The organism is uncultured Thiothrix sp., from assembly GCF_937873765.1.
Lineage (GTDB): Bacteria > Pseudomonadota > Gammaproteobacteria > Thiotrichales > Thiotrichaceae > Thiolinea.
On the sequence record NZ_CALMZC010000038.1, the window covers coordinates 59,254 to 79,593 of the forward strand.

The following is a 20,340-nucleotide window of genomic DNA, read 5'->3' on the forward strand; positions in this document are numbered from 1 at the left end:
AGCATCAGGTATTATTAAAATTCAATGTTGTAAATTGATTAGTTAAGACTGCTTGTTTGGGCTTTGTTTAAGGAGAGTAAACATGGAGCAATTTATCAGTAGACCAACCACCGCCTCACCTGCGCCACACATCGGCGATTTGTTCAAAAGCTATCCTGTGCAACAGGTCGATGCCTCGGCAATTCCGCGCTGGTTAAAACGTGGCTGGGACGATATTCAAGCCAATCCTGCGGCTAGTCTGTTTTATGGTGCTGTCTTTGCCATTGTTGGCATTATTCTCAGTATGTTTTCTGCGGCTAATCCAGCCTTTGCAGTGGCATTTACTAGTGGCTTCTTCTTAGTTGGTCCTTTCTTAGCTTTGGGCTTATATGTGCTCAGTTGGCAACGTGATCAAGGTAAAACGATAGACTTCAGCGCGTCTTTAATCGCGATTCGCCATAATGCCTTAGGTTTAGGGCTATACGCCTTAACGCTTAGCTTCTTAATGGTACTCTGGGTACCTGCCTCTGCGATGGTGATTGCTTTATTTTTCAATAATATTGGCTCTATCAGTGATATGACCGGCTATGCAGCCTTTTGGGATGGCTTAATGCATATGAATAATAGCTTTTTATTTGGCTTAAGCTTCATGGGGGTTGGCTTCTTATTTGCCTTAGTCGCTTTTGTGACCGGTGTGGTAACTGTACCGACTTTGCTTGAGCGTAAAGCAGACTTAATGACGGCAATTGCGACTAGTTTGCGCGTTTGTACGACTAATCCTAAAACCATGTTCCTTTGGGCGCTTACCATTACTGTGATCGTTGGTTTAGGACTTGCGACCTTCAATTTAGGTTTGATTATTGCCATGCCTTTGGTAGCCCATGCGAGCTGGCATGCGTATCGTGATTTAATTGCCAAAGACGCTAGTATTCGTTAATTGAACCAAAACTTATGTTGCTACGACATAAGTAGTAACACTCATTACCGATCTCGTTGCATTTCCTTACTTACTGTTATTTACTGGTAATCTGATAAAGGTTACCAGTCCTCTTTATGAGCTGTGCTATAGTGCGAGCCTGTTTTGAGCTACTCTGCTAATAAAAATGAGCACTGCTTTTGTTCCTCCTTATCCTAAACGTCATGCCTCTGCTCTTGGTGGGATTGCCACTCTGTTGAGTGCTAAGCGTGATTTATTGTCTTTCTGGAGTGAAGATTCTTTCCGTTATCAGTTCATGAGTCGGCGTATTTTAAATCGCTCGATTTTTATTGCGAATACGCCTGAGCTGGTCAAATATGTGTTCGTCACTCAAAAAGATAATTATGAAAGCAAAAGCCCGCAGATGCGTAAAGCGCTTGAACCTTTGTTGGGTGATGGCTTATTTATTAGCGATGGTGAGCTGTGGAAAAATCGGCGTTTGCTACAAAACGGCTTATTCGATACGGCGCATATCCAAGCCTATAGCCAAGTGATGATTGATACCTCAGTCGAGATACGCGAACAATGGGCTAGTTTACCCGTCGGCTCTAAAGTGGGTGTGCTGTCCGCGATGGGACAGCTGACTTCAGAAATTATTGCCCGCACCTTGTTTGGTGCTCGTTTAGGGGCTGATGCTGCCGCCGTTATCAATGCTTTTGCTGAATATCAAGCAGCCATTGAGCAGATTCATGTCACTAACTTCTTAGGCTTGCCTGAATGGCTTCCCATTGGTAGCTTAAAAATGGCAGCGGCGAAAAGTTCCGCTAAGCGTATCCATGCAATTGTGGATCATGTGATTGCTAAAGGTGAACAAGGCGGTTATGAGCATACTTTATTGAATGAATTACTGGCTGCCAATCAACGTAGCAAAGGTGAAGCGATTTCCCGTGAAGGGATTCGTAATGAGTTAATTGTGCTATTTATGGCAGGGCATGAAACTACTGCGAATGCTTTGTCATGGGTTTGGTATTTACTCTCGCAAGACCCTGAAGTAGAAGCAAAAATGCATGCAGAGGTTGATAGGGTGCTGGCAGGACGTTTGCCAACTTATGAAGATGTACCAAACTTGCCTTATGTGCGGGCGGTGTTTGAAGAAACGATGCGGCTTTATCCGCCAGTGCCGATTTTGTCTCGCCAAGCCAAAGGCGAAGATATGATTCGCCGCCGCAAGATTCCCGCAGGCTCGATTATGCTGGTTGTCCCTTGGCTGTTACATCGGCATAAAGATTATTGGGAGCAGCCGGATGCTTTTATTCCTGAACGCTTTATGGATGTGAATAAGCGCCCTGATAAATTCGTGTATTTGCCGTTTAGCGTAGGACCACGGGTCTGTATTGGCAAAATGTTTGGTCTGGTGGAAGCGGTATTAGCGATTTCAACTTTAGCTCAGCAATTCCGCCTGACTTTGCCAAAAGGCACCGCTATCACGCATGAATGCCGTCTGACTTTACGTCCGCGTGGTGCTCTGGAAATGAATGTGGAGCGTCGTTAATGGACTGTCGTGCAGGTTGTGCAGCTTGCTGTATCGCACCCTCGATTAGTTCGCCCACTCCAAAACATCCTCAGGGTAAAACGAGTGGAGCCGCTTGCTTGCATTTAAACCCGGATTTGCGTTGTGAATTGTTCGGAAATCCAGTCCGTCCCAAGGTGTGTTCGAGCCTAATGCCGACATCTGAAATGTGTGGCGAAAATCAACAACAAGCTTTAGCCTATCTTTTTTGGCTAGAGCAAGTCAGCTCTCCCTAGATAAACTACTTAAAAATCAGATTAATAGATCGGTTTTATTAATCCAATATTCATTATTGAGAATTCCAATTTTAGCCATTCCTTAATTTAAGTTATAACCGAATGTCGACATCTTTATCCAAGTTTTTAAGGAATTAGCTAATCATGACGGACAGAATCCAGCTCGGTAGTTTGCAGGTTTCCACACTGTTGCATCATTTCGTCAATCAGCAAGCGCTGCCCGGAACGGGAGTGGAACCGACAGTATTCTGGGCTGGGTTGGAACAGATCGTTAATAATTTAGCGCCACGTAATCGTGAGTTGCTAGCAAAACGTGATGCTCTGCAAGCGAAAATTGATGCTTGGCATGTGGCGAATAAAGAGCAATTTGACTTTGCTAAATACAAAGCTTTCTTACAAGAAATCGGTTATTTATTGCCAGAAGGTACGGATTTTTCTATTAGCACTGAAAACGTCGACAGCGAAATTGCTACGATGGCTGGCCCGCAATTGGTGGTGCCGGTGATGAACGCGCGTTTCGCATTGAATGCGGCGAATGCACGTTGGGGCAGTTTATATGATGCGCTGTATGGCACGGATGCGATCCCTTCTACGGAGGGTGCTGAAGCAGGCAAGGCTTATAACCCGGTGCGTGGTGCAAAAGTTATTGAATTTGCCCGTAACTTTTTAGATGAAGCTGCAGCACTAGTAAGCGGTTCACATACAGATGCAATGAGCTATGTGGTCGCGAATGGCGTGTTACAAGTAAACCTAAAGAATGGCTCAACGACAGGCTTAAAACAACCGGAAAAGTTCGTGGGTTACAATGGCGATGCCACTAGCCCTAATGCGGTGTTATTGAAGAACAATGGCTTACATTTCGAGTTGCAAATTAATCGTGCGGGTACGATAGGTAGCAGCGATGCAGCCGGTGTGAATGATATTCTGATGGAAGCGGCACTCACCACCATTATGGACTGTGAAGACTCGGTGGCTGCAGTGGATGCTGTAGATAAAGTGCTGATTTATAGCAATTGGCTCGGTTTGATGAAGGGTGATTTGAAAGAAGAGGTCAGCAAAGGTGGCAAAACTTTCACCCGTGCGATGCATCCAGACCGTGAATATACTGCTGCTAAGGGTGGAAAACTCAGTCTACATGGGCGTAGCTTATTATTCGTGCGTAACGTCGGTCATTTGATGACGAACCCAGCCATTCTCGATCAAGAGGGTCAAGAAATCCCTGAAGGTATTCTGGATGGCTATTTGACCTCGATGATTGCAATGCACAATCTTAAGGGTAATACCAGCGCGAAAAACACTCGTACTGGCTCAGTGTATATTGTAAAGCCGAAAATGCATGGCCCTGAAGAGGTGGCGTTCACTAATGAATTATTTGGTCGGATTGAGGATGCCTTGGGCTTGACGCGCAATACGTTAAAGGTGGGCATCATGGACGAGGAGCGTCGCACGACGATTAATTTGAAAGAGTGTATTCGTGCGGCAAAAGAGCGAGTGGTGTTCATTAACACTGGCTTCTTAGATAGAACCGGCGATGAAATCCACACCTCGATGGAAGCAGGCGCGATGATTCGTAAGGGCGATATGAAAGCCGCAGCATGGATCAAGGCTTATGAAGACTCCAACGTCGATATTGGTTTAGCTTGTGGGTTACAAGGTCGTGCACAAATTGGTAAAGGGATGTGGGCCATTCCTGATCAAATGGCGAATATGCTGAGCACTAAAATCGGTCATCCGATGGCGGGTGCGAATACCGCGTGGGTTCCTTCGCCCACAGCAGCCACGTTACACGCTTTGCATTATCACCAAGTCGATGTGTTCAAGCGGCAAGATGAACTAAAGAGCCGCCAGCGTGCGAATGTAGATGATATTTTAACCGTGCCTGTCGCTACTCAGCCAAGCTGGAGTGCCGCTGAAATTCAGCAAGAGTTGGAAAATAATGCTCAAGGTATTTTGGGTTATGTGGTGCGTTGGGTAAATCAAGGTGTTGGCTGCTCAAAAGTGCCTGATATTAACGATGTCGGCTTGATGGAGGATCGTGCGACTTTGCGTATCTCCAGCCAACATATGTGCAACTGGCTATATCACGGCATTTGTACTGAAGCACAAATCATGGATGCTTTCAAACAGATGGCTGTTAAAGTTGATGCACAGAATGCCAATGATCCAACTTATACCCAAATGTCTGGCAACTTTGAGCAAAGTGTCGCGTTTAAAGCAGCTTGTGATTTAGTGTTCAAAGGCCGTGAGCAACCGAATGGTTATACCGAGCCTTTGCTGCACAAGTATCGTCAGGAAGCAAAAGTCGCTTTGTTCTTTTAATTAACTGACTCAGGATTTATATGAAAGCCGCCTTCAGAGTGGCTTTTTTATTCAGTTTGAACTAACACAGTGCTGATAGCGTGTATTCACAGTAGTTGCAAACTTAGCGGTAGTCAGAATCCGTGACGATTTTTCGCTATGTAATTCAATCCCCGGAAGCTGGGCATAGAGTGGTTTTTTGCCGGTTACTTGCTGGTAAGTTTTTAAGATTGCTTGATAAATTGGTGTGTTGTTAAACGCAAGCTGTTTTTCTTTCAATAGGTCACGCCGCACTTGATAATCTTTAAAGCCTAAGTTGTATTTCTGTACCACATTGCGCGTAACTTGCTCAGTGCCACTGACGGTCATTTCTACATCGCCATCCGCTTGATAAATTAATAAATCACCATCAGTGGCAATTTGCTTACCTGCGAGTTTGCTAATCATTGTTTGGAAGGCTGCGTTACGACTACTATAACGCCCAGCATTAAAATCTGCAAAGCGATAGATTTTTTTGTCATAACCACTATCGTAGCCTAATAATAGTAAAGTTCCGTAATAGAGTCCGCCTTTGCGGGTATAAAGTTTATCGCGGATTTGGTAGATTTCTTCCAAACTTAAAGCTTTACCATTGCGCTTTTCACGCTCAAATTGCACCGCAAAACTTACTGCCACTTGCATAGACCCAATCGTATTTATTTCATTATTGCTTTCAATAAAACTATTGGCGAAGCGATTATCCACGAGCCAATTGAGTTTATATTGCTGTGCATATTGCTTAAGACCGCCAATCAGGTCTCTATATGCTAAATCTAAATCGCGTTCTGTTTTCGCCTTCCGAATTCTCTGCATAAAACTATCATTCGTAGTCGGGAATTTATTTAGGAATAGCACAGCCCCATCACCGAGTAGAGAAAACTTTTTTAGCTTCATAATCACAGCCTGCTCAGAAATCTTGCCTAAATTTGGTATAGTTGGGTTAGCTACGAACCCCGATTCCTGATCAGCAATGGCTATCACTGCACAGATATTTTCACGGCTTTGCTCCAATCCATGCTCTTTGAGCACCGCTAACAAATCAATAGCCCAAGCTCGAGGTTCTCGGGCATTGGGTTCTGCCGTTTTGATCAGTTGGGTGGTTTGCTCTAGGCTCATGGCAGGGACAGCAAGCTTGGTTTCCGCAGCTGTTTTAGTTTCACTCAGTTGTGCTTTGATCACTGGATAAAACCAAAGTCCTAAACCAATAATCCCTAAGCCACCTAGCCAGAGCAGGAGGGTTTGGAGTTTTTCTAAGAACCAGTCGATCATGGGTCAGCTTTTTATGTTTAAGTTATCGATGCACTCTAGCAAGCTGTGAATAACAGGACAAATTCTTGAGATTTGTTTTAATATCCACTGGTCGGTGATTAATGAGCGTTCAGCGGCATGTATGACATTTTTCTCAGTTATTCTAGTAAAGATCTTGAGCGGGTACGTCCTTTATTTGATGCTTTGACTAAACAGGGCTGGTCAGTGTTTTGGGATCATTTGTCCATTGGTACAGGTGAAAATTGGAGCTTGAAGCTTGAGCATGCGATTAATGACAGCCGTTGCGTGGTGGTTACATGGTCACAAAATTCTATACAGTCCGAATATGTGCGTGAAGAAGCTAGTTTTGCTAAACGTCGGGGTGTGTTACTACCAATTTGCCTAGATAAAGTTGAACCACCTTTTGGATTTACTTTGCGCCAAGCCATGGACTTTAGTCGGTGGAACCAAAAATCCGATCATCCTACTTTTATTAGGTTTGCTTCGGAAATCCATGTGCTTGTACAGACTAAGCAATTATTGCCAGTTGATGCGCCTATATCTTCGTCTAAAGTTAAATTAAAATGGTTACTTTACGGAGGTATAGGAGTATTAAGCATAGTGGTGGTAGTGATATATATGATTTTTATTCATCAGGAGAAAAAAATAAACATTTCTCCTGATAAATCTATTGTTATTGGACAAGATTATTTAGGGCAACAAGACGATGAGTTATCTATATCTTTAATAGGTTCAGAAACAACCGTTAAGCAAATTGAACAAGGACGTAATCACGTAATAAAGTTAATTAACCAGTATAACAAAAAGCTATTATCATTAAATGATAACAATACATGGATTTTTTCAAAGGATAGAATTTATGCTAGGGATGCATATAAGATCTGTGAACGTATGAGACCCAACTATTGTTTACATGCAGAGTTTAAAAAATTAGCTTCAACTCAAATACAATCAGGTTGGCTTAGCGCGCTATGGGTTATTGAGCCTACTGAAGATGGTCATTTTTTTATTAAAAATGTTTGGAAAGTTGATCAGTATATTTATGTAGATGGAAGTGGTTTTTCTATCGGAAAAAATGATAAAAAATCTATCTCATTTCAATGGAGTTTAACATTAAGTGACTAGTAGTCTGCAAACTAGATTGGCTGTTTTTTCTAACAAAGCATAATGGAGTTAGTCATAACAATATTCATCCTAATATTCATGGTTTTCTGATGGCTTTAAGCTAGTAATTCTTTGCCATACAGGTTTTGAGTATCTAAAGTCTTTTAACACTCAAATGCTGAAAATGCCCATCAATGGTTAGCACAGGCAACTGATGCCGATTCGCTACTGCTGCAATCAAAGCATCTGTTAAAGGTAAAGTAATACCCTGACTACGTAAGTTTTGCAACGTATTACCTGCGGCGAACCAATCTTCAGATAGCACAGCCAAGCATTCCACTTGCTCAAACAAAAAGCTTAACTGCTGCTTTTCTTTTTGGCCTTTTGCACCTTGTAGCAATTCAGCAATACTGACGCTACATAAAACAGCACGATCAGACATTAAAGCTTGCTCGACTTGATTACCTAATTGGCCTTCACGCGAGCGCAAAAAATCAATCCAACCACAAGTATCAATCAAGATTTTGCTACTCATACTTGAGTATCCAATTGCCGCAGTTCACGCCAAGTATCTTCTAGCTCCACCGTTCCACGTAGTGCTAGCAGTCGTTGTTTACGAATATATTGTAGATAATCGTGTAAAGCTCGTTTAATTGCAGCGGTATGACTATTTTCACCCGTAATTTTCATCAAAGATTCAATCAATTGATCATCAAGTGTAAGTGTTGTTCGCATCATTTTATCCTGATTTTTACATCAAATTTAGTTTAGCATAGATGTACTGGTTCTACAGTGATAAAATGCTAGCTTATTCAAATTAGCGCTTAGGCTCTCCATGAAATACCTAAAAATTCCCGTCACCCCCTTCCAACAGAACTGTAGCCTCATCTGGTGTGAGGAAACTAACGAGTGTGTGTTAGTTGATCCTGGTGGTGATGTGCCTAAGCTGATGGCAGCCATTGAAAAAGAAGGCTTAAAACCTATCGCTGTCTGGCTCACGCATGGGCATTTAGATCATGTGGGGGGAACGATGCCGATTGCTGAGCATTATCAAGTACCGGTGATTGGCCCACATGAAGCCGATGCTTATTGGCTAGATGGCTTGCCGATTCAATCCCGTCAATTTGGCTTTCCACCACACGAAGCCTTTCGCCCCACTCAATGGTTAAAACATGGCGATACTTTGACAGTGGGGAAGGAAAATTTCGAGGTTTACCACACCCCCGGTCATACCCCTGGGCATGTGGTGTTATTCAATCGTCAAGCCGATATTGTCTTTGTCGGTGATGTGCTATTCGATGGGGGTATTGGTCGTACCGATTTTCCCGGTGGCAATCATCAGCAGTTGATGAATTCGATCAAGCAGCAGTTGTGGCCTTTGGGCGATCAAGTGACGGTCGTGCCAGGACATGGGCCGAATACTACTATCGGGGATGAGCGGCGTACTAATCCCTTTGTGCATTGAGTCATGCAGCGTTCTCTGGTGTTTTTCACTTTAAGCTTAAGTTGTTCAGCCTGTGCAGTAGCACCAAGTGCACCAATTCGCTCCTTAACGATTAATCAGCGCATGATCTTGGCTGCTCATAATGAAGTACGTGCACCGTTAGGTTTGCCGAGTTTCACATGGTCAGCTCGTTTGGCGGATTATGCGCAAGTATGGGCAAGTACTTTAGCAACACATTATGACTGCAGTATGCAACATCGTAGCGAGGTTGGCAGGGAGGAGTGGCAAGTCGGTGAAAATTTGTTTTGGGCAGGTGCACGACGTTGGACAGATGGGCGCAGAGAACTAGAGCCGATTAGTCCAAGACGGGTGGTCGCTTTATGGGCGGGGGAAGTCAGTGATTATGACTATGCCGCTAATCAATGTCGCCTTGGTGCACAATGTGGGCATTACACACAAATCGTCTGGCGTGATACTCAAGAATTGGGTTGTGCAGCAGCCCTATGTGGAGATTTAGGGCAGATTTGGGTGTGTAATTATAGCCCTGCAGGCAATTGGCTAGGGCAAAGGCCTTATTGAAGCTTAATGGTATAAAATACCTTGCGGGGCGGTTGCCCCTTAAGGTTAGGTTGTTTAACACCTAATTTAATTTTCTCGCCCGGCTTATATTTAGCGAGGCAAGTATATAAATCGCCTACACTCTCAATGTCTTTGCCATTAACACTAATAATTTTGTCGCCTTCATGTAAGCCAGCTTTATCAGCGGCACTATTTGGGACGAGCTTACCAATCGTTACACCATTGTTAGCGGGTACTAACCAAGCACCTAGTTTTCCAGTCGGTGGCAAACTCAGAAATTGCGTCAGTAGCTGATAATCCACTTCATCATTTAAGCGCTCGCGTACATCCACACTATGCAGAGTGGCTTTGGAAATTTTCGGTAAACGCCGCCCCACATCATTGGGAATGGCTGCTTTAGCACTGACATGCCCAGAGCCTGCAAACACCACCATGCGCGATTTTTCATTAGCTTGTAGGAAGTTCACAATATTAGCAGCCATGGTTTCATCCCAAATTCGCTGCACCATGGCAAAGTTTTCAAACTGCCCATGTCCATGTGCATGATCGGCAAAAACTTGGCGCAGTTTATTCAGATAAGAACCCACCGCTGGGGTAATTTCTGCAGGTAACTGTGCGCGTTCCGCCTTGGTTAAACTATCTAAGCCTTGCATTCCGACTTTACTGGTCAGTTCAGCGGGTGCGTTTAAAGCAATCACTGGCAGCTTATTGGCTTTCGCATATTCCAAAATCGGGCGTAGCATCCGAAAATCATAGCGCCAACGATTGTAGTAATTAGTTTGCTCTAGGAGCTGATCTTCGCTAATTTTATCTGCTAAGTAATTATTAATGACTGGTTGAAAGCTCTGCTGAAACCATTCTACCCCAATACCGATATTGGGATTTTGGCGGTGCATCGCGCGGAGGATCAACAGTTGATTCATGTGGTGATCGTAGCGGTCATGGGTTTCGCCCACGAAGACCACACGTTTGCTTTGTAGCCTTTGCATCAGCTCTAAAAAGCTGATTTGCTTATTGCCATCAATAGCGACGGGTTTCCAACCATCTAAAAAGGTATTCACCTCAGCTAAGTTGCGATGCTCAAGCGTTGTGGCTTGCACGGGCGGGGAAGTAACACTAATGAGGAAACAGAGTGCTAAAAGTGAAGTTATTCGATATCGCAGTGTCATAGCTGTATTTTGTATCCTTGAGCGATTCTTAGTGTCAGGTAGAGTTTAACTCGGCGTGCTAACAGATGCCTCCGTGCCATCGCTATTATGTTAGCACCCTGCCGGAAAAGTGCGCATTTCCCTTGGATAATCGGATAATCCCATGGTCTTAATCAGAGTTTTCGCGATTTTTGCTGTACTGATAGTAGGTTGGGTTTGGTCTAGTCAAGCTAGCGCTGCGACCAGTCAGGCAAACCCAACGATCCTGTTACAACATCAGCTTAAATTAAAGATTGATCTCGCAGCTACTCGTTTGTCGGTGGTTGATCATCTAAAGTTCAGTACGAGCACAGCAGAAACTTGGCAATTTAGCTTAAGTGACCAGTTTAATTTAGAGCTTAATCCCGCTCTAGAGTTGCTGAAGCATGAAAAGGGTCTCAATTATTATCGAGCTAAACAGGCAGATCTCAGCTTAAGTTATAGTGGTCAGCTTAAGTCCACGCCAGACTGTGCTTGGTTGACGCAAGCTTGTATCCAGTTTGATGCGAAAGGTGTGTATTTAGATGCCAATAGCCAGTGGTATCCCAATGCACCACGAGCCTTGCATACCTTTGAATTAACCGCAGCATTGCCAGAAAATTGGGTAAGTTTAAGCCAAGGCGAGCAGGTTCAAACCACTTGGCAAGAAACTCAGCCGCAGCAAGCCATCTACTTCGTAGCAGGGGCATTTAAGGTATATAGTGAGCCGGGCAAATATGCAACTGCTCAAGTCTACTTACAATCTGCAGATGATGAGCTGGCTAAAAAATACCTAGCGGCTACGCATCAATATCTCGAAGTTTATTCCAAGCAGTTAGGCGCTTATCCCTATCGTAAATTTGCGACCGTAGAAAGTTTCTGGGAAACCGGCTGGGGGATGCCTTCCTTTACCCTCTTAGGCTCTAAAGTAATGCGTCTGCCGTTTATTTTAAGCAGTTCTTTCCCCCATGAAATTGTGCATAACTGGTGGGGTAATAGTGTGTATGTGGATAACTCCCAAGGTAATTGGAGTGAGGGTTTAACCGCGTATTTAGCAGATTATCAAATGAGTGCAGGCACAGGCGAAGCAATGAATTATCGCCGCGATACCGTGCAGAAATATGCTAACTTCACCAGCAATTTTCAGGACTTCCCACTCAAAGATTTTCAAAGCCGTCATGATCAAACCACTCAAGCGATTGGCTATGGCAAGTCTTTAATGCTGTTTCATATGTTAAAGCAGCAGCTTGGTACAGCAGCTTTTGAAAAAGGTTTACAGACTTTATATCAAGATTATGCCTTCAAGACTGCAAGCTTTGTTGATTTGCAAGCGGTCTTTGAAAGAGTCAGTGGGCAGAATTTGCAGGCTTTTTTTAAGCAATGGCTGGAGCGTCTTGGTGCACCGCAATTGGTTTTAGGTGAGCACCAGCTCACAGAGCAAGAGGGTATAACTCAACTCAGTCTGACCTTAAAGCAAACGCAAACCAGCGAACCTTATCAACTAAAACTGCCGGTTACCGCAAGCTTTAAAGGTGGGAAGACGGAAACACAATGGTTAGATTTTAATACAGCACAGCAAAGTTTTAATTTGAGCTATGCACAAAAGCCGGTCGCAATAGGGATTGATTCTGAATTTGAAGTTTTGCGTATTCCCGAACTCGGTGAACTGCCTGCGGCTTTAAATGTTTTATATAACGCTGAGCCGAAAACCTTTGTCATCGCGCGCCAAGTTCCTGCCGGTATGGAGTTAGCTTGGGAGGAGGCGATTACCGCGTTCAGTCGTGGTGATAAGCCGAAGCAGCAATATGATGATGCACCTTTGCCGGATGAAGGTATCGTGATTTTATTGGGCGGTGATAATACCGCACTGACGGGTTTATTAGAGCGCGCTCAGCAGCCGTTTAAACTTAGCGAAACTGCTTATACTTTAAATAGTGTGAATTACACCTGTGGCTTGCATTCCTTAGCACTGAGTTTAACTGCAGGTAAACAGCAAGTAGTGCTCTTAGATGCAAGCACACCAGAGGCTTTGCAGCAGCTAATTAATAAGCTGCCACATTATGGGAAATATAGTTATGTACTGTTTAATAGCGCAAGCGGCGAAAATGTAGCGAAAGGTCAATGGACAGTGAATGATTCGCCTTTAACCCTGCATTTTGATTAGCTAAGCGATTTTAACCACCGTGCGCCCGACTACTTTATTCTTTAAATAGTCGGGGAAAGCGCTTAATAGTGCGTCGAATTGAATTTCGCGCTGGATGATTTTATCTAAATGCTGCGGTTTGAGATCAGAGCCAAGCCGTTGCCAAGCTTCATCACGCATTGCCCGTGGTGCTTCAATATTAATTCCAATCAGGGAAACTCCCCGTAGAATAAAGGGCATGACAGTCGTAGATAATTCAAAACCACCTGTTAAGCCAATACTAGCGATACTACCGAAGGGTTTAAGTGTACGAGTCAGCCAAGCTAGGGTCTCGCCACCCACATTATCCACTGCGCCACCCCAAAGAGCTGTTTCAAGCGGACGTTTACCCATGTCTAAACTATTGCGATCCACAAAGCGACTCGCACCTAACGCGCTTAAATAGTCGTGATGCTCGGTTTTACCGGTATAAGCGACTACCTCATAGCCACGTGAGGATAATAAATCTATCGCGAAACTGCCTACGCCACCGGTTGCTCCGGTGACTATCATCGGGCCATGGGCAGGTGTTTGCCCCATACGTTCTAAGCGCATCACCGCTAAAGCGGCGGTAAACCCTGCCGTACCAATCGCCATGGCTTCGCGTTCAGTGAGGCCGTGTGGTACAGGAACCACACAAGCGGCTGGCACGCGTGCGTATTCAGCATAACCTCCATCAAGCGTTTCAGAAATACCACCACCCACAACTAACACTGAGTCGCCTGCTGTAAAGCGCGCATCTGTAGAGCTATGCACTTTACCCGCTAAATCAATCCCGCCATTTAAAGGAAACTTACGCACAATCTTTGCGCTGCCGGTTGCAGCTAGCGCATCCTTGTAATTAATTCCAGACCAGCTAACTTTAATAACTACTTCGCCCGCAGTTAACTCGTCTAGCTGCATCGTTTCAAAATCAGCACTGACTTTATGCTCATGCTGGCGAATGCGTAAGGCTTTAAATGAATTCATCGCACACCCTCTCCTTGCAATTAAAAAGGTTAGTGCGCTTGAGTCTAGCGGTGGCTAGTTCATTTAGTCTAGTACGAAGGTGACTTTTAGGCGCACGTGATAATCCGTGACGCGGCCATTTTCTACATTAAGGTTTTGGTCAGCGACCCAAGCACTTTTAACATTTTTTAAGGTTTCGTTAGCTTTAGCGATACCTTTTTGAATCGCGTCCTCGAAACTAGTGGAGGAGGAACAAGTGATTTCAATTATTTTTGCTACAGTCATAGCTGCCTCACTAGGCTTTGCGCCTATACAATCAATCAGACTACTAGTATAGACAATCTTTAAGTGCGGTCAGGTTTGAGCGGATAAACGTAGGTTTCACAAGGGATAGACGCTATTCAGTACTAGTGATCCTGAGTTATCATCGACGCTCCTTGCCATGCAGTCGGATTGGCTGAACATTAATGATCGATTTCCTGATTTTCTTGTTACTAATGCCAGTAACAGGTGCGCTATTTATTCTATTTTTGCCTAATCACCGGCAAACATGGATTCGCCCAGCCGCTTTGAGCACTGCTGTCCTGACTTTAATCTATACCCTCTATTTAGCTACGCAGATGGATTTCAGCAATCCAGCCGTGCAATTAGTCGCTGAATATCAATGGAATGAGCGCTTAGGCACTTATTTTTCCTTTGGCGTGGACGGTTTATCTTATCCTTTAGTGGCTTTAACCAATCTATTAATGCTGGTAGCGATTGCTGTTTCTACGCAAATTAATGAGCGGATTAAAGGCTATTATATTTTACTCTTGTTGTTAGAAGCAGCGACTATGGGGGTATTTCTAACTCAAGGCTGGGCGCTATTTTATGTGTTTTGGGAGTTAGTCTTAATCCCACTCTTTTTCCTGATTGACCGTTGGGGTGGAGCAAATCGCCAACGAGCAGCGTTAAATTTCGTGCTATACACCATGGGTGGCTCAGTGTTTATGCTGTTAGGCTTATTAATGCTCTTTGATGCCAACCCTGAGCACCGCTTTTTATTCGCCTCGATTAAGCGTGCTTCTGAAGTTATTCCGCCTGAAACCCAAACGGTGATTTTTCTAGGTTTAATGATTGGCTTAGGCGTAAAAATGCCACTATTTCCTTTGCACGGTTGGTTGCCTTTGGCGCATGTAGAAGCCCCTAGCCCCGTTAGTATTTTGCTCTCAGGTATTCTATTAAAAATGGGTGCTTACGGGCTGATTCGTAGTGCTGAGATGTTGCCTGCTGCGGCGCTTAATCTGCAAGACTTGATGATGGCACTCGGTATGATCGGCATGTTGTATGGGGGCTTATTAGCGTGGCGGCAGAGTGATTTGAAGAAAATGATCGCGTATTCCTCAGTCAGCCATATGGGAGTAGTGATGATTGGGATTGCTGCCTTGAATGAAAATGGTTTAATGGGCGCTGCTTATCAAATGGTGGCACATGGTTTAGTAGCGGGCGCTTTGTTTATGCTGATTGGACTATTGTATGAGCGCACCCATACCCGCGATATTAATGATTATGGCTCGCTGTTAAGAGCTACGCCCCGCTTTGCAGTCTTAATTATTTTAGCCTTAGTCGGTGGAGTCGGTTTGCCGGGAACGGCGGGTTTCATTGGTGAATTACATGCTTTAATTGGTGGTTTTGAGCGTTGGGGGTGGTTAGTGGCTGCTTTATCTTTGGGGATGTTAATCACTGCAACCTATAGCCTGCGCACGGTTAAACAGCTTTACACCGGACCGATAAATCTAAGTATGCAACAAGTGGAGGATCTAAAGCCTTTAGAGCTAGTTGCAGGGGGTGTATTAGTGACGGGCACGCTCTTGCTAGGTTTCTATCCTTTACCCTTATTAGATGTACTCCTCAGCAGTTTACAAGCGATTGCTGCACCTTTTGGAGCTTAAGCGATGAGTGAATGGCTGCATCAATTGCTATTATTGACTCCTCTCCTTCCATTACTGGCTAGCTTCTGGATTGGCTTAGGCGTAGTTTTTAAGTGGAATCGCGGCGAGCAAGGGGAGCGTGAAACGGCCTTGATTGCGGTTGGCTCGGCCTTAATAGCCTTTCTAGTTTTGCTGGGTTTAACCGTTTATAGCACTTTGTATGGTTCATTAGGCACTATTGTCATCTCGCGTTGGCTGGAGAGTGGCAATATTCAAGCGAGTGTCAGTTTATTATTCGATGGTTTGAGTCTAAGTTTAGCAACCGTTTTCAGTTTCATTATTTTGCTGACTTTACGTTTTTCAGTGAATTATTTGCATCGTGAAGCTAGTTTCCAACGCTTTTTCCTGATTATGTGTTTGTTTCATACGGCCATGCTGTTGATTGTGCTGGGTGGCAATTTAATGTTGGCTTTTGTTGGCTGGGAGTTGGCAGGGATTAGCTCCTATCTTTTAATCAGTTATTCATGGCAACGTGAATACGCTAGTACCAATGCTACACGTGCCTTTGTCACTAATCGGGTGGGTGATGCAGGCTTTTTGCTCGCTATTTTCATGGCACTGATTTACTGGGGCAACTGTGATTGGGAAGCGCTCTTAGTTCAAAGCCAAGCCGAACCGGGCTTAGTCGCCAATATGATTGTACTAGGTCTGATTCTGGCGGCTTGTATTAAATCGGCGCAGTTTCCATTTTCAGCTTGGATTAGTCATGCCTTAGAGGGACCAACCCCTTCTAGTGGAGTGTTTTATGGCTCGGTGATGGTGCATGCGGGTATCTATCTCTTATTACGCTTGTCACCCATGCTTGAGCAAATGCCAATTATTGCTTGGCTCTTAGCTGCAATGGGGTTAGCAACGATTGTGTATGCTTGGTTTTTGGCGCAAATGCAGACGGATATTAAAAGCTCGCTGATTTTCTCAACGCTAATGCAAGTGGGTATGATGGTCGTGGCGATAGCTGCAGGCTGGACGACTTTAGCTTTAATTCACCTAATCCTGCATGCTGTCTGGCGGATTTATCAGTTTCTCTGGTCACCTTCTTTTCTACAACAAACTTCTAGTCCCGCACCTGCAGCACCCGCTTGGTTCCAGAAGAATTTATGGCTACATAATGCATGTCTCCAACGTTTTTGGTTGGATCGTTTAGCAGATACTTTTTTAGTAAAACCGACGCGCTTATTAGCGCACGAAGCTCAATTGTTTGATCAGCAAGTGATAGATCGCTTAACCGGTACACCTTCTCATACCAATGTTTTGTCGACTTTAGTACAAATGCAGGCTCTCCAAACAGGTAGTTTACAATTGAATAATCAAGTCGGTGTTGGCTCAGGTGTTTTTGGCAAGCTCTTACAACGCATTGCTGAAATTATGGAGTGGTTTGAAGAGCGCTTAGTCCTAAAAAGCAGTAGTGATGGCTTAGCTGGTTTAGCGACCGTATTAGGCGAGCGTGCTGAGTTGGTAGAAACCTATTTACGGCAACCTCGTTATATGCTGGTTTTGATCGCTGCTACCTTGGTAGTGGTCTTATGAGGACGCGCTAGTGCAATATCAAATAATTAGTGCTGCTTGGCCTCTGTTAAGTCTATTGCAGCTAGTGCCTTTAGTGGCTAGCTTACTGTTGCTTCGGATTCGTCAACGCAATGCGATGATCTTAGCGCTATCGGCCTCTTTGCTAGAAATCGCCTTAGCACTCGTTCTGTATCTAAGTTTTGACAATACCCAGCCTGCAGGGGTTATGCAGTTTGCTGAACAGTTACCGATCTGGGCGGCTTTTCAGTATCATGCTGCTGTCGATGGTATGAGCGTGCTATTTATCCTGCTTACCACTTTACTCGGCTTTTTATGTGTAGTGTTTATTCTGTTCCGGCGCTTACATGGTAGCTCAGTTCTCGCCGTGATGATGTTGGTGCAAGCCACTCTAGTCAGCCAACTCGTCACCGTGGATTTGCTGTGGTTTAACCTTGTTTCCATGCTGGAAATGCTGTTGATTGCTTATTTGACTAAGCGTTGGCCTGCATCTGATGATGTGATGCCCGCTCTAGTGCGCTTTCTGCAATTTATGGCAGTGGGCTTGATCTTATTATTGGCAGGTAGTTTATTGCTTGCTTGGAATTACGCCACGCTCAAGGGAATATGGTCGTTTGATTTAGCTGAGCTTGTGACGGTGACTGTACCGGAAGAAATGGAAGGCATTTTGTTCTTCCTACTCTTTTATGGGCTAGCAGTGCGCATTCCCCTCTTTCCTTTTCATGGTTGGCTGCCAGATTTTCTGCGCTTTGGAAATGTGGCAATTGCACCAATTTATCTTTTAGGCTTAAAGCTGGGTGTTTATGGCTTGTTGCGTTTTGTGTTTCCACTCATGCCCAATGCTGTCTGGCAATGGCATTATGTGGCAGTGGCCTTTGCGATGGTGGGGGTATTTTATGCCGCTTTACTCGCTCTAAAACAGCAGAATTTGCGCAGTCTCTTAGGTTTTGCCGTTGTCAGCCATACCAGTATTCTCACCATTGGCCTGTTTAGCCTTGATCCCCTAGCTTTACAAGGCAGTGTCCTATTAGCGGTGAATTTTGGTTTAGCCATCTCTGGATTGTTACTAATGACGGGCTTGGTTTGGCAACGTACCCGCACCACTAATTTGCATCGTTTAGGCGGTATGTTTGATTATATTCCTTTAGTCGGTATTGCTTTCTTGATTGCAGGTTTAGCGATTGTCGGGATGCCCGGCACACCCGGTTTCAATGCGGTGCATTTTGTTTTAGAAGGGGCGATTAAAACGTTTGGTGCACCTGTCACCATTGGTGCTGCAATTGGCAACTTAATCGCAGCCGGTTTTTTATTACGCGCTTTCCAACGGGCCTTTTTAACCAAACCGAGTGGTAACACTAGTCATTGGAATACGGAGCCTTCACAGCTCACTGAAAAAATATTAGCAGGAACAGTAATTTGTGTGATTGTGGTGGTCGGTTTTTATGATGTGCCGTGGCTGGCTCTTATTGCTGAGCCTGTCGGTGGAGTAGGGGAGCTGTTCAATGAATTACGCGCACTGTCTGGGATTGTGAATCATGACTGAAGCCATTCCAATGACTAGTGCTGCATTTCCTTGGTTAAGCCTACTAATTTTACTCCTGCCGTTAGGTGGGTTGATTGCGGCAAGTTTAGCACCGCGAGAAGCCCGTTGGGCTGCTTTGGCAACTTCGGTAGGAGCTTTACTGATTTCCTTAGTTATTGTAAGTGGATTTAATCCAGCACAATCAGGCTTTCAATTTGTCGAACGTAGCCTGTGGATTCCGTCCTTAGATATTAATTATTTGCTAGGTGTGGATGGTTTATCAGTACTGTTCTTACCCTTTACTGCTCTGCTATTTATTGGAGTCATTCTAGCCTCGTGGAATGCGATTCAAAACCTACCGCGTTTATTTTTTGCGCTACTTCTTCTCTTAGAAATGGCGATGATGGGCATTTTCTCCGCTTTAGATACAATTCTGTTCTTCCTCTTTTGGGAGTTGAGTGTTTTACCGCTTTATTTTCTGATTAGTCTTTGGGGGATTGGGCCAAATCGGCGTTATGCAGGCGTAAAATATACTTTGTTTATGTTGAGTAGCGGCGTACCGTTATTGTTGGGATTTGTGGTCTTAGCTTTGCAGCATCCTAATGGCATTAGTTTTGATTACACTCGTCTCCTGCATATTGCGCATACACATGATTATCAAACGGCTATTTTCATTCTGTTAGCCTTGGCGTTTGCAGTGAAGTTACCGCTATTTCCTTTGCATTCATGGCTGCCAGTCGTCGCTCAAGAAGCACCTACACAAGTAGTGGCTTTATTGGTGGGCTTAAAAGTAGGGGTGTATGGAATGATTCGCTTCGCTTTTCCGTTAGCACCGAGTGCTGCTCAGGATTTTCAATATATTTTGATCGGCTTGGGCATGCTAGGTGTGCTGTATGGGGCCTTGGCCGCTTTAGGGCAAACTAATTTACGCCGTATGTTAGCTTTCTCCAGCTTAAGTCATGTCGCGATGGTCTTTCTCGGTGTAGTGAGTATGACGCAGCAAGGTTTGCAAGGGGCAATTTTTCAATTATTGAATTTCACGGTGATTGCAGGTGGCTTATTTATCCTGATTGGATTCATCTATCAGCGGGTAGGCTCTAGCGAAATTCCAAGTCTGGGTGGGATTGCGAAGAGTATGCCTTTATTAACAAGTTTCTTTTTTATCTTAGGTGCGGCCAATTTGGGTATTCCGGGCACGAGTGGATTTCCGGCTGAATTTTTGCTGACTGTGGGTGTCTTAGAGACTTATCTAGGTGCAGGTTTGCTAGCATTGTTTAGCATTATTTTAGCGGCAGCTTATTTTTTGTCCGCTTATCGCCAAGCTTTCTTAGGCAAAACGCGGCATGCATCGATTAGTGAATCACCCGATCTCAAGCCGCGTGAGTTAGCTATTATGCTGTTGTTCACGACACTTGTGCTGCTGTTTGGCTTTTATCCACAAGGGTTACTAGACTTCATTTCTATCGGTAGCGTCGATTGGCTCGAACGCATGACCTTATTAGTCGAATAAAGTTCCTTCTTTGCGCTAGATACCCCTAACGACTAGTGCGTATAATCGCCTTGCTTACTGGTTTCTGCCTAGAATAATGCCCCC

Annotated in this window: 18 protein-coding genes; 12 read left to right on the forward strand and 6 right to left on the reverse strand. The window is 44.4% G+C overall.

The annotated features are described in order from the left end of the window. Positions 1-82 precede the first annotated feature (82 nt). The 4 genes from Q0307_RS10570 to Q0307_RS10585 all read left to right on the forward strand — a co-directional run bounded on the left by Q0307_RS10570 (position 83) and on the right by Q0307_RS10585 (position 5,020). Positions 83-916 (forward strand): DUF2189 domain-containing protein, encoded by an 834-nt coding sequence (locus Q0307_RS10570; RefSeq protein ID WP_298660315.1) that lies wholly within the window; start codon positions 83-85, stop codon positions 914-916. A 166-nt stretch (positions 917-1,082) separates the two neighbouring features. Continuing rightward, the gene (locus Q0307_RS10575; RefSeq protein WP_298660317.1) at positions 1,083-2,447 is read left to right on the forward strand and encodes a cytochrome P450; all 1,365 of its coding nucleotides are present in this window, start codon (positions 1,083-1,085) and stop codon (positions 2,445-2,447) included. After that, the gene (locus tag Q0307_RS10580; protein ID WP_298660319.1) at positions 2,447-2,701 is read left to right on the forward strand and encodes a YkgJ family cysteine cluster protein; all 255 of its coding nucleotides are present in this window, start codon (positions 2,447-2,449) and stop codon (positions 2,699-2,701) included. The genes Q0307_RS10575 and Q0307_RS10580 overlap by 1 nt, the downstream gene beginning before the upstream one ends. A 144-nt stretch (positions 2,702-2,845) precedes the next feature. Next, positions 2,846-5,020 (forward strand): malate synthase G, encoded by a 2,175-nt coding sequence (locus Q0307_RS10585; RefSeq protein WP_298660321.1) that lies wholly within the window; start codon positions 2,846-2,848, stop codon positions 5,018-5,020. A gap of 51 nt (positions 5,021-5,071) precedes the next feature. Here Q0307_RS10585 and Q0307_RS10590 read toward each other — a convergent pair whose 3' ends face one another. Further along, positions 5,072-6,307 (reverse strand): DUF1615 family protein, encoded by a 1,236-nt coding sequence (locus tag Q0307_RS10590; protein ID WP_298660323.1) that lies wholly within the window; start codon positions 6,305-6,307, stop codon positions 5,072-5,074. 117 nt (positions 6,308-6,424) lie between these two features. Between Q0307_RS10590 and Q0307_RS10595 the strand changes: the two genes are divergently transcribed. Further along, a complete protein-coding gene (locus tag Q0307_RS10595) occupies positions 6,425-7,432 on the forward strand; it encodes a toll/interleukin-1 receptor domain-containing protein (protein WP_298660325.1) in 1,008 nt (335 codons plus the stop codon). 133 nt (positions 7,433-7,565) lie between these two features. Here the strand turns inward: Q0307_RS10595 and Q0307_RS10600 are convergent, their stop codons facing one another. Further along, positions 7,566-7,946 (reverse strand): PIN domain-containing protein, encoded by a 381-nt coding sequence (locus Q0307_RS10600; protein ID WP_298660327.1) that lies wholly within the window; start codon positions 7,944-7,946, stop codon positions 7,566-7,568. Beyond that, on the reverse strand, positions 7,943-8,149 hold the full coding sequence (locus tag Q0307_RS10605) for a type II toxin-antitoxin system VapB family antitoxin (protein WP_298660329.1): 207 nt from the start codon (positions 8,147-8,149) through the stop codon (positions 7,943-7,945). Before Q0307_RS10605 ends, Q0307_RS10600 begins: the two co-directional genes overlap by 4 nt. Before the next feature lie 97 nt (positions 8,150-8,246). On the opposite strand from Q0307_RS10605, the gene Q0307_RS10610 reads away from it, so the two are divergent. Both Q0307_RS10610 and Q0307_RS10615 read left to right on the forward strand, forming a co-directional pair. After that, on the forward strand, positions 8,247-8,876 hold the full coding sequence (locus tag Q0307_RS10610; RefSeq protein WP_298660332.1) for an MBL fold metallo-hydrolase: 630 nt from the start codon (positions 8,247-8,249) through the stop codon (positions 8,874-8,876). A gap of 3 nt (positions 8,877-8,879) precedes the next feature. Then, on the forward strand, positions 8,880-9,434 hold the full coding sequence (locus tag Q0307_RS10615) for a CAP domain-containing protein (protein WP_298660335.1): 555 nt from the start codon (positions 8,880-8,882) through the stop codon (positions 9,432-9,434). Here Q0307_RS10615 and Q0307_RS10620 read toward each other — a convergent pair. Further along, entirely contained in the window at positions 9,428-10,603 is a 1,176-nt protein-coding gene (locus tag Q0307_RS10620) for a ChaN family lipoprotein (RefSeq protein WP_298660337.1), read from the reverse strand. The genes Q0307_RS10615 and Q0307_RS10620 overlap by 7 nt on opposite strands. A gap of 142 nt (positions 10,604-10,745) precedes the next feature. Here Q0307_RS10620 and Q0307_RS10625 point away from each other — a divergent pair, with 142 nt between their 5' ends. Further along, positions 10,746-12,764 (forward strand): M1 family aminopeptidase, encoded by a 2,019-nt coding sequence (locus tag Q0307_RS10625; protein ID WP_298660339.1) that lies wholly within the window; start codon positions 10,746-10,748, stop codon positions 12,762-12,764. Here Q0307_RS10625 and Q0307_RS10630 read toward each other — a convergent pair whose 3' ends face one another. Both Q0307_RS10630 and Q0307_RS10635 read right to left on the reverse strand, forming a co-directional pair. Then, the gene (locus Q0307_RS10630; protein ID WP_298660342.1) at positions 12,765-13,751 is read right to left on the reverse strand and encodes an acryloyl-CoA reductase; all 987 of its coding nucleotides are present in this window, start codon (positions 13,749-13,751) and stop codon (positions 12,765-12,767) included. A gap of 63 nt (positions 13,752-13,814) precedes the next feature. Continuing rightward, on the reverse strand, positions 13,815-14,015 hold the full coding sequence (locus Q0307_RS10635) for a dodecin family protein (RefSeq protein WP_298660344.1): 201 nt from the start codon (positions 14,013-14,015) through the stop codon (positions 13,815-13,817). A 182-nt stretch (positions 14,016-14,197) separates the two neighbouring features. Between Q0307_RS10635 and Q0307_RS10640 the strand changes: the two genes are divergently transcribed. From Q0307_RS10640 to Q0307_RS10655, 4 genes are read left to right on the forward strand one after another with little or no spacing between them, the layout of a single operon-like run. Beyond that, entirely contained in the window at positions 14,198-15,661 is a 1,464-nt protein-coding gene (locus Q0307_RS10640; protein ID WP_298660346.1) for a NuoM family protein, read from the forward strand. Between the two features lie 3 nt (positions 15,662-15,664). Then, positions 15,665-17,227, forward strand: coding sequence for a proton-conducting transporter membrane subunit (locus tag Q0307_RS10645; RefSeq protein WP_298660348.1), 1,563 nt, complete (start codon positions 15,665-15,667; stop codon positions 17,225-17,227). A 10-nt stretch (positions 17,228-17,237) separates the two neighbouring features. Beyond that, the gene (locus Q0307_RS10650) at positions 17,238-18,767 is read left to right on the forward strand and encodes a NuoM family protein (protein WP_298660350.1); all 1,530 of its coding nucleotides are present in this window, start codon (positions 17,238-17,240) and stop codon (positions 18,765-18,767) included. Then, the gene (locus tag Q0307_RS10655; protein WP_298660353.1) at positions 18,760-20,256 is read left to right on the forward strand and encodes a NuoM family protein; all 1,497 of its coding nucleotides are present in this window, start codon (positions 18,760-18,762) and stop codon (positions 20,254-20,256) included. Before Q0307_RS10650 ends, Q0307_RS10655 begins: the two co-directional genes overlap by 8 nt. The last annotated feature ends 84 nt before the right edge of the window (positions 20,257-20,340 follow it).

Excerpts from the sequence above, each read along its gene's own strand:
- Q0307_RS10585 (WP_298660321.1), top strand. The coding sequence starts at position 2,846 with ATGACGGACAGAATCCAGCTCGGTAGTTTGCAGGTTTCCACACTGTTG.
- Q0307_RS10595 (WP_298660325.1), top strand. The coding sequence starts at position 6,425 with ATGTATGACATTTTTCTCAGTTATTCTAGTAAAGATCTTGAGCGGGTA.
- Q0307_RS10605 (WP_298660329.1), bottom strand. The coding sequence starts at position 8,149 with ATGATGCGAACAACACTTACACTTGATGATCAATTGATTGAATCTTTG.
- Q0307_RS10590 (WP_298660323.1), bottom strand. The coding sequence starts at position 6,307 with ATGATCGACTGGTTCTTAGAAAAACTCCAAACCCTCCTGCTCTGGCTA.
- Q0307_RS10635 (WP_298660344.1), bottom strand. The coding sequence starts at position 14,015 with ATGACTGTAGCAAAAATAATTGAAATCACTTGTTCCTCCTCCACTAGT.
- Q0307_RS10575 (WP_298660317.1), top strand. The coding sequence starts at position 1,083 with ATGAGCACTGCTTTTGTTCCTCCTTATCCTAAACGTCATGCCTCTGCT.
- Q0307_RS10615 (WP_298660335.1), top strand. The coding sequence starts at position 8,880 with ATGCAGCGTTCTCTGGTGTTTTTCACTTTAAGCTTAAGTTGTTCAGCC.
- Q0307_RS10630 (WP_298660342.1), bottom strand. The coding sequence starts at position 13,751 with ATGAATTCATTTAAAGCCTTACGCATTCGCCAGCATGAGCATAAAGTC.
- Q0307_RS10620 (WP_298660337.1), bottom strand. The coding sequence starts at position 10,603 with ATGACACTGCGATATCGAATAACTTCACTTTTAGCACTCTGTTTCCTC.
- Q0307_RS10580 (WP_298660319.1), top strand. The coding sequence starts at position 2,447 with ATGGACTGTCGTGCAGGTTGTGCAGCTTGCTGTATCGCACCCTCGATT.
- Q0307_RS10645 (WP_298660348.1), top strand. The coding sequence starts at position 15,665 with ATGAGTGAATGGCTGCATCAATTGCTATTATTGACTCCTCTCCTTCCA.
- Q0307_RS10640 (WP_298660346.1), top strand. The coding sequence starts at position 14,198 with ATGATCGATTTCCTGATTTTCTTGTTACTAATGCCAGTAACAGGTGCG.
- Q0307_RS10600 (WP_298660327.1), bottom strand. The coding sequence starts at position 7,946 with ATGAGTAGCAAAATCTTGATTGATACTTGTGGTTGGATTGATTTTTTG.
- Q0307_RS10570 (WP_298660315.1), top strand. The coding sequence starts at position 83 with ATGGAGCAATTTATCAGTAGACCAACCACCGCCTCACCTGCGCCACAC.
- Q0307_RS10625 (WP_298660339.1), top strand. The coding sequence starts at position 10,746 with ATGGTCTTAATCAGAGTTTTCGCGATTTTTGCTGTACTGATAGTAGGT.
- Q0307_RS10610 (WP_298660332.1), top strand. The coding sequence starts at position 8,247 with ATGAAATACCTAAAAATTCCCGTCACCCCCTTCCAACAGAACTGTAGC.
- Q0307_RS10655 (WP_298660353.1), top strand. The coding sequence starts at position 18,760 with ATGACTGAAGCCATTCCAATGACTAGTGCTGCATTTCCTTGGTTAAGC.